Below are 779 nucleotides of genomic sequence, written 5' to 3' on the forward strand. Positions count from 1 at the left end.
GGGTACTGGGTGTAGAGATGGGGCTGAGAGAAAGGTGTTGTGGAGAGTGGGGAAGTAGGTGCAGGACAGAAGCGAGAGGTTGAGGTTCGTTGCGGTAAGGATTGTTTTTTTTTAGATGTGTATAAGAGACAGGTTCACGGGCTGGTTGCAGCAGCGCCTCGACGAGCGCTTCGGGTTCGTGTGCGTCGACTCGTCGGCGCAGCTGGGGGCGCACTCGATGGCGCTCACGATCGCCGGGCAGATGTCGCAGGGCAGCCGCGGCGCTCACGGCGGGCACGGACGCGAGAACGTGCTCGGCTTCTCGAACGAGCGGCGCCTGCGTGCGCTCGACGAGCAGGCTGCGGCGCTCGAGGCGGAGGCCGCGGTGGCGACCGCCGCGGTGACCGACGCGGAGGCGGCGATGGATGCCATCGAGCAGCGCTCGACGGCCTTCGCGATGATCCACGACCTGACCTGGGAGCAGATCGACGTCGCATCGCTGGTTGCGGAGGTCGAGCGCTGGCAGGGCGTCGAGGCGGAGGTCACGACGGCGAATCCCGAGATCGCCGATCTGCGTGAGCGGGCCGACGGCCTTAAGGTGCGCGCGGCCGTGCTGCGCGACGAGATCGGCGCGCTCGGTGCCCAGCGTGCCGACGCCCAGGAGCGCTGGGCTGCGGTGACCGACGACGTCGACGAGTGCCAGCGCGTCGTCGACGACGCGGCGGAGACGACGCTCGAGGATGCGCACACGGCGTTCCTCGATGCACGGTTCATGCTCTCGGCGTCGGACGGTGGTCGAG

At 67.9% G+C, this 779-nt stretch carries 1 pseudogene; it reads left to right on the forward strand.

Annotated features, from left to right (window positions below):
• Positions 1–115 precede the first annotated feature (115 nt).
• A pseudogene (locus BFN01_RS14385) lies at positions 116–779 on the forward strand (hypothetical protein); the annotation flags it as partial.

Origin of the sequence: Microbacterium sp. AR7-10 (assembly GCF_001878835.1) — a bacterium.
Lineage (GTDB): Bacteria > Actinomycetota > Actinomycetes > Actinomycetales > Microbacteriaceae > Microbacterium > Microbacterium commune.